Origin of the sequence: Pseudomonas emilianonis, from assembly GCF_023072625.1 — a bacterium.
GTDB classification, from domain to species: Bacteria; Pseudomonadota; Gammaproteobacteria; order Pseudomonadales; family Pseudomonadaceae; genus Aquipseudomonas; species Aquipseudomonas paraveronii.
This window is the reverse complement of sequence record NZ_JAKNRV010000282.1, coordinates 1-6932: the sequence shown is the minus strand read 5'-3', so window position 1 is coordinate 6932 and position 6932 is coordinate 1. Positions and strand designations below refer to the sequence as shown.

Annotated in this window: 8 protein-coding genes; 4 read left to right on the top strand and 4 right to left on the bottom strand. The window is 61.0% G+C overall.

Annotation, left to right across the window (positions count from 1 at the left end; genetic code table 11):
* Together L9Z73_RS22410 and L9Z73_RS22405 are read left to right on the top strand one after the other, a co-directional pair.
* Nucleotides 1-761: alpha-E domain-containing protein (locus tag L9Z73_RS22410; RefSeq protein ID WP_247405605.1), on the top strand; the 761-nt coding region annotated here is incomplete at its 5' end.
* On the top strand, nucleotides 761-1651 hold the full coding sequence (locus L9Z73_RS22405; protein WP_247405602.1) for a transglutaminase family protein: 891 nt from the start codon (nucleotides 761-763) through the stop codon (nucleotides 1649-1651). The genes L9Z73_RS22410 and L9Z73_RS22405, both read left to right, overlap by 1 nt.
* Before the next feature lie 47 nt (nucleotides 1652-1698).
* Here the strand turns inward: L9Z73_RS22405 and L9Z73_RS22400 are convergent, their stop codons facing one another.
* Nucleotides 1699-1887, bottom strand: coding sequence for a hypothetical protein (locus L9Z73_RS22400; RefSeq protein WP_247405599.1), 189 nt, complete (start codon nucleotides 1885-1887; stop codon nucleotides 1699-1701).
* A gap of 333 nt (nucleotides 1888-2220) precedes the next feature.
* Between L9Z73_RS22400 and azu the strand changes: the two genes are divergently transcribed.
* On the top strand, nucleotides 2221-2667 hold the full coding sequence (gene azu, locus L9Z73_RS22395; protein WP_247405596.1) for an azurin: 447 nt from the start codon (nucleotides 2221-2223) through the stop codon (nucleotides 2665-2667).
* Nucleotides 2668-2852: 185 nt separating this feature from the next.
* On the opposite strand, the gene nadE is transcribed toward azu, so the two are convergent.
* The 3 genes from nadE to L9Z73_RS22380 form a co-directional block, all read right to left on the bottom strand.
* On the bottom strand, nucleotides 2853-3680 hold the full coding sequence (nadE, locus tag L9Z73_RS22390; RefSeq protein ID WP_247405593.1) for an ammonia-dependent NAD(+) synthetase: 828 nt from the start codon (nucleotides 3678-3680) through the stop codon (nucleotides 2853-2855).
* Between the two features lie 3 nt (nucleotides 3681-3683).
* Complete coding sequence (gene pncB / locus L9Z73_RS22385) at nucleotides 3684-4898, bottom strand: nicotinate phosphoribosyltransferase (protein ID WP_247405590.1); 1215 nt, start codon at nucleotides 4896-4898, stop codon at nucleotides 3684-3686.
* A 231-nt stretch (nucleotides 4899-5129) separates the two neighbouring features.
* Nucleotides 5130-6017 (bottom strand): LysR family transcriptional regulator, encoded by an 888-nt coding sequence (locus L9Z73_RS22380; RefSeq protein ID WP_247405586.1) that lies wholly within the window; start codon nucleotides 6015-6017, stop codon nucleotides 5130-5132.
* A 154-nt stretch (nucleotides 6018-6171) separates the two neighbouring features.
* Here L9Z73_RS22380 and L9Z73_RS22375 point away from each other — a divergent pair.
* Nucleotides 6172-6932 (top strand): aldehyde dehydrogenase family protein (locus tag L9Z73_RS22375; protein ID WP_247405583.1); only part of this gene is annotated, 761 nt, incomplete at its 3' end.

Sequence of the window (6932 nt, the reverse complement as noted above, 5' to 3'; positions counted from 1 at the left end):
CCTTGCTCGGCGACGACTGGCCGTCGAGCCTGCGCGCCAACCTGCAGCGCTTGCAGTGGGCCGCGTCCCAGGTGCGCGGTAAGTTGTCCCGGGAGAACTGGCAGGCCCTGGTGGAGCTGCAACGCGAAGCCATTGAGCTGGAAAGCGAAAGCCCGGACTTTGGCGAGTTGCTGGACTTCCTCAATCGCCTGGTGATGTCCCTGGCGGCGCTGTCCGGGTTTGCCCTGGACGACATGACCCGTGACGAAGGCTGGCGCTTTCTGATGATGGGCCGGCGCATCGAGCGCCTGCAGTTCCTTAGCAGCAGCCTCGAGGCGTTCCTGCGTGGCGTGGCGGTGTTCGATCAAGCCGGGCTGGAGTGGTTGCTGGAACTGGGCAACAGCAGCATCACCTACCGCTCGCGTTACCTGGCGGTGCCGCAACTGATCCCGGTGCTCGACCTGTTGCTGCTGGATGAACAGAACCCCCACGCCGTGCTGTTCCAGTTGAAGCTGGTGAGCCGTACCTTGCGTCGCCTCAACGACGATTTCGCGGTGCCCCGGGAAACCGGCCTGGCGCCTTTGGTCGAGCGCCTCGCGCGGTTCGACCTGGGTTGCCTGGAAAACTCGCTGTTTGGCGAGGCCAGCGTGCGTGCTGCGTTGGACGGCCTGGCCGACCTGCTGCAGGCGGTCGCCGATGAGAGCGGGCAAGTGTCGGATCGCCTGGCCTTGCGCCATTTTGCCCATGTGGATGATGTCAGCCAGCGAACGGTGTCGGTGTGATGAGTGCGCGCTATCAGATTTTTCACGATACCCATTACCACTACGACAGCCCGGTGTCCCTGGCCCAGCAGTTGGCGCATCTGTGGCCACGGCCATGCGCCTGGCAGCGTTGCACCTCGCAGCAGCTGGATATCAGCCCGTTGCCGTCGTCGCGCCGCGATGAACTGGACGTGTTCGGCAACCCGATCACCCGCCTGGCGTTCGAGCGGCCCCATGATGAATTGTTGGTGAACGCCGGGCTGACCGTGGAAGTGCTGGCGCGGCCGCTGCTGGATTTCCAACAGTCGTTGGCCTGGGACCAAACCCGCGACAGCCTGACCTACAGCAGCCAGCCGCTGTCACCGGCGTTGATCGAAGCCTGCCGCTTTCGCTTCGAATCGCCCTACGTGCATTTGAAGAAAACCTTCGTCGACTTCTCCGAAAGCTGTTTCCCGCCTGGCCGTCCGCTGTTGCTGGGCGCCCAGGCGTTGATGGAAAAAATCTTCGGCGAATTCACCTTCGATGCCGAAGCCACCCAAGTCGCCACGCCGCTGGTGGAAGTGCTCGAGCGCCGACGCGGCGTGTGCCAGGACTTCGCTCACCTGATGCTCGCCTGCCTGCGCTCACGGGGCCTGGCGGCGCGCTATATCAGCGGCTACCTGCTGACCCAGCCGCCGCCCGGCCAGCCACGGATGATCGGCGCCGATGCGTCCCATGCGTGGATTTCGGTGTATTGCCCGGTGTTGGGCTGGGTGGACTTTGATCCGACCAACAATGTGCAGCCGGCACTGGAGCACATCACCCTGGCCTGGGGCCGGGACTTCTCCGATGTTTCGCCGTTGCGTGGGGTGATTCTGGGGGGAGGGAGCCATGACCCGGAAGTGCGGGTGACGGTGATGCCGCTGGAGTAAAGATCATCCCCGCGCAGGCTGCGGGAATGATCAGAATCCGGTGTTTCTCAGGCGTCTGGCGCCGGGTCTTTCGGTGTTTCGGTGTCGTCGGTTGCCACTTCGCCTTCCGCATCCGGGTTCAGTGCGCCGGCCTCTTCATCTGCAGCGGCTTTCTTGCGTTGCAGCTTTTCGTCTTTCTTCTGTTCCTTGGCCAAGTCTCTTTGACGTTTGGCGAAGGAGTAATTAGGTTTGGCCATGGGCGATCCTCTAGGTTCGAAGGTGAGGGTGGGCGGCGCGCAGCTGCCTTGGGTCGCTATGGTAGCAGCTTCGCGGCGCGCTTGGCCTTCACTTACCGCAAGCGTATGCGGCCAACAGACCGCTGAATAGATGATTGAGGTGCATGGTCCGGACTCCAGTGGGTGATGGACCGATCATAGGCGGGGTGTGGCACTTTGGCTGGTTGATTGTGTCGATAAGTCTGATAGCCTAAAGTTGTATACAATCTGTTGATTCAGGTCATAAGAATTTCTGCCTGTTTCAGGCACGCTTGTCGCAATACGCGTTTTTAAAACCCTGCCTTGGAGATTCACATGTTTGCCAAACTCGTTGCTGTTTCCCTGCTGACTCTGGCTAGTGGCCAGTTGCTTGCTGCAGAGTGCAAGGTCACCGTCGACTCTACCGACCAGATGTCCTACAACACCAAGGAAATCGTGATCGACAAGAGCTGCAAGACGTTCACCGTCGAGCTGACTCACTCCGGCAGCTTGCCGAAAAACGTCATGGGTCATAACTGGGTACTGGCCAGCGCCGCCGACATGCCATCGGTTGCAACCGACGGCATGGCTGCCGGCCTCGACAAGAACTACCTGAAAGAAGGCGACGACCGCATCATCGCCCACACCAAGGTGATTGGTGCTGGCGAGAAAGATTCGGTGAGCTTTGATGTGTCCAAGCTGAAAGCGGGCACTGACTATGCGTTCTTCTGCTCGTTCCCAGGCCACATTGCGATGATGAAAGGCACTGTGACCCTGAAGTAATCAGGCTCCAGCTGCAAAAAAAGCGCCTGATCAGGCGCTTTTTTGTGGCTGTGAACAACTGTGGCGAGGGAGCTTGCTCCCGTTGGACTGCGTAGCAGTCCCATTTTTGGGGCCGCTTCGCGGCCCAACGGGAGCAAGCTCCCTCGCCACAACACATCTACTGGTCATAGAAAGCCGCTAGACGGTTATGGCGCAAACGGCATCACCCGCTTGTGCTCGGTCTTGCGATACGTCTCGCAGATGATCCTGAACGCTTCCTCCCGCACCGGCTCGCCGTGCAGGAACGCATCGATCTCGGCATAGGTCACGCCATGTGACGCCTCGTCCGGCTTGCCCGGCGAGAGGTCTTCCAGGTCGGCGGTCGGGACCTTCTCCACCAGCGACTCCGGCGCCCCAAAGTGCCGCGCAATCGCCCGCACCTGATTCTTCACCAACCCGCTCAACGGTGCCAGATCGCAGGCGCCATCGCCGAATTTGGTGAAAAAGCCCATCACCGCTTCCGCCGCATGGTCGGTGCCGATCACCAGGCCGCTGGCCGCACCGGCGATGGTGTACTGCGCGACCATGCGCATGCGCGCCTTGGTGTTGCCCAGCACAAAATCGCGCGATACCGCAGCCTTGCCTTCAAACGCCGCCACTTCATTGGCCAGGCATTTCACCGCCGGGCCGATGTTCACGGTGTGGCGCTCGTCCGGTTCGATAAAGTCCACCGAGGCCTGGGCGTCGATTTCATCGAACTGGGTTTCGTAGGGCAGGCGCACGGCGATAAAACGGTAGCCTTCGTCGCCGGTACTGGAACGCAGTTCCTGCATGGCGCGTTGGGCCAGCAGGCCTGCGGTCAGGGAGTCGACGCCACCGCTGATGCCCAACACCAATGTCTTGAGCCCTGAATTGCGCAGGCAGTCCTGGATAAAGGTCACGCGCCGGGCGATTTCGGACTCAAGGGCGGCCTGGTCTTTGAACGGCGCTTGAACCTTGAGCTGCTGCGCAATCTCACGCTGTACGGCTTGCATGATTCACTCCTTGCTGGAAAGGGCAGGTACTTTGAAAACGTGCCGCAAATAGGCGACGAAATTCGGGTCGGTGCAGTGGGTCTTGCCCGCTTCATCGGAGATCTTCGCGACGGGCTGGCCATTGCAGGCCGTCATTTTAAGCACAATGCTCATCGGTTCCACACCTGGAATATCGCAGGTCAGGTTGGTGCCGATGCCAAAGCTCACATTGATTCGACCGCGCAGCGCCCGGAATATCTCCAGGGCCTTGGGCAGCGACAGGCTGTCGGAAAACACCAGGGTCTTGCTCATCGGCTCGATGCCCAGCTTGTGGTAGTGGGCGATGGCTTTTTCTGCCCATTGCACCGGGTCGCCGGAGTCGTGGCGCAGACCGTCGAACAGCTTGGCGAAGTACAAGTCGAAGTCGCCGAGGAAGGCGTCGGTGGTGATGCAATCGGTCAGGGCGATACCCAGCAGGCCGCGGTATTCGCGGACCCAGCAATCGAGGGCGGCGATCTGGCTGTCGATCAGGCGCGGGCCGAGTTGCTGGTGGGCCATGATCCATTCATGGGCCATGGTGCCCAGCGGTTTCATATCGAACTCGCGGGCCAGGTGGACGTTGCTGGTGCCGACAAACCGGCCGGGGAAGTCGTGCTTGAGCACGCTCACCACTTCTTCCTGCACGCGGTAGGAGAAGCGTCGGCGCGTGCCGAAGTCCGCCACCTGCAGCTCGGACAGCTCGTCGCTGCTGGCGTTCGCGGTCAGCCAGTCGAACTTGCGGTACAACTGCTCGCGGGCCTGTTCTAAGGTCACGGACTGGTAGCGATAGCGGTTACGCACTTCGCTGATGATCGCGAGCATCGGCACTTCAAACAGGATCACATGCAGCCACGGCCCGCGCAGGCGGATAAACAGCTCGCCGTTTTCGATGCCGGTGTGGACATAGCGCAGGTTGAAGCGGAACAAGCCGAGGAAACGCAAAAAATCCGGCTTCATAAAGCTGATGCGTTCCAGGAAACCCAGTTGGTCCGGGCTCAGACTCAGCTCGGCGAGGCGCTCGATCTGGTAGCGGATCTCCGCCAGGTAAGGGCGCAGGTCTTCACTGTTGCGGCAACGAAACTCCCATTCAACTTCCACATTGGGGTAGTTGTGCAGCACCGCCTGCATCATGGTCAGCTTGTAGAAGTCGGTGTCGAGCAGGTTCTGCACGATACGATCGGCAAACACACTCTCGCTCATAACGGGAATCTCCAGACAGGACGGCGATGGGCGCCGACCTTTACGCACAATTAGGGAAGAGGGGCTAGTGGCGCATAGACCTGTGGGGTTTTGCCAGTGATTTTTTTCGTTGAAGCCACTGGCCCTATCGGGGGCAAGCCCCCTCCCACACTTAGAATGCATTTCAAATGTGGGAGGGGCGGTGCGCCGATTCGACTTGCCCCCGATAGCGGTTGTGCAGACAACACAGGTTCACACCTGCTCCATCATCCACTTCACAAACTCCCGCACCTTGGGCACCTCCGCCGAATGCTCGGGGTACGCCAGGTAATACGCATCCTGGCTCGGCATCGCATGCTGCCAGGGGATCACCAACTTACCGTCGGCCAGCTCTTCCTCCACCAGGAATCGCGGCAACAGCGCCACGCCACAGCCCACCTGCGCCGCACGAATGCACATATAAAAGGTGTCGAAGCGCGGCCCGTGATAGCTGTGCTCGGTGTGAAAGCCCTGGTCGGCGAACCAGTCATGCCAGCCCTGGGGCCGCGAGGCGTTTTGCAGCAGCACCAGGTTACTCAGTTGCGTGGGGTCGGTGAACGGCTGCGCGGGCAGGCTTTCCGGGGCGCACACCGGGATCAGTTCTTCGCTGAACAGTTTCAGGCTCTCGGTGCCGGGGCGTGAGCCTTGGCCGAAGTAGAACGCCATGTCGGCCTTGCCTTGCAGCAGCTCGTCCGGTTCCTGTTCGTTGCACAGGTCCAGGTGGATCTGCGGGTGACGCAAGCGCCAGCCCTTGAGGCGCGGCACCAGCCAGCGGGCGCCGAAGGTGTAGGGCGTGGACACGCGTAATACTTCGGTCTCGCCGCCGTAGGAGCGCAGGTAATGGGTGGACATCTCCACCTGCGTGAGGATTTTGCGCACTTCCACCAAATACAAATTGCCCGCTGGGGTCATTTGCAAGCGTCGGCGTACCCGGCGAAACAGCAGGTGCTGCAGCAGTTCTTCCAACTGCGCCACCTGTTTGCTCACCGCGCTTTGCGTGAGGTTCAGCTCCTCGGCGGCGCGGGTGAAGCTCAGGTGGCGGGTGGCGGCTTCGAAACACTGCAGGGCAGTGATCGAGGGCAAATGTCTTTTGTTCAGCACGGCATGCCTCTTTTTATGCTTTGCATGAATAAACGGAATGATATCTCGCCTAATCGTCGTTTGTTGGCAAGTCTTGGGCCAGCTACAAATAAGCCTTGGATCGCCGTGCGGGCTGCGGCGCAATTTTTCTGTTTGTAGATTGAAGGAGTGACCCATGGTTGCCGCATTGCTTGATCGTCTCGGGGTAAACCCGGCGCTGTACCAAGCGGGGAAACAACCCGTGCATTCGCCGATCGATGGCAGCCGTATCGGCAGTGTGAACTGGGAAGGTGCCGCCGAGGTGGAGCAACAGGTCAGTCGTGCCGAGCATGCATTCGAGGCCTGGCGCAAAGTGCCGGCCCCGCGTCGCGGCGAGCTGGTGCGCCAGTTCGGCGACGTGTTGCGCGAATACAAGGCCGACCTGGGCGAGCTGGTCTCCTGGGAAGCCGGCAAGATCACCCAGGAAGGCCTGGGTGAAGTACAGGAAATGATCGACATCTGCGACTTCGCCGTCGGCCTGTCGCGCCAGTTGTATGGCTTGACCATCGCCTCCGAGCGCCCCGGTCACCACATGCGTGAAACCTGGCACCCGCTGGGCGTGGTCGGCGTGATCAGCGCGTTCAACTTCCCGGTGGCCGTGTGGGCGTGGAACACCACACTGGCCCTGGTGTGCGGCAACGCCGTGATCTGGAAACCGTCGGAAAAGACCACGCTCACCGCCCTGGCCTGCCAGGCGCTGTTCGAGCGCGTGCTGAAAAAATTCAACGACGCGCCGCAATACCTGAGCCAAGTGATTATCGGCGGCCGCGATGCCGGTGCCGCGCTGGTGGATGACCCGCGTGTCGCGCTGATCAGCGCCACCGGCAGCACCCGCATGGGCCGTGAAGTGGCGCCGAAAGTCGCCGCGCGGTTTGCCCGCAGCATCCTTGAACTGGG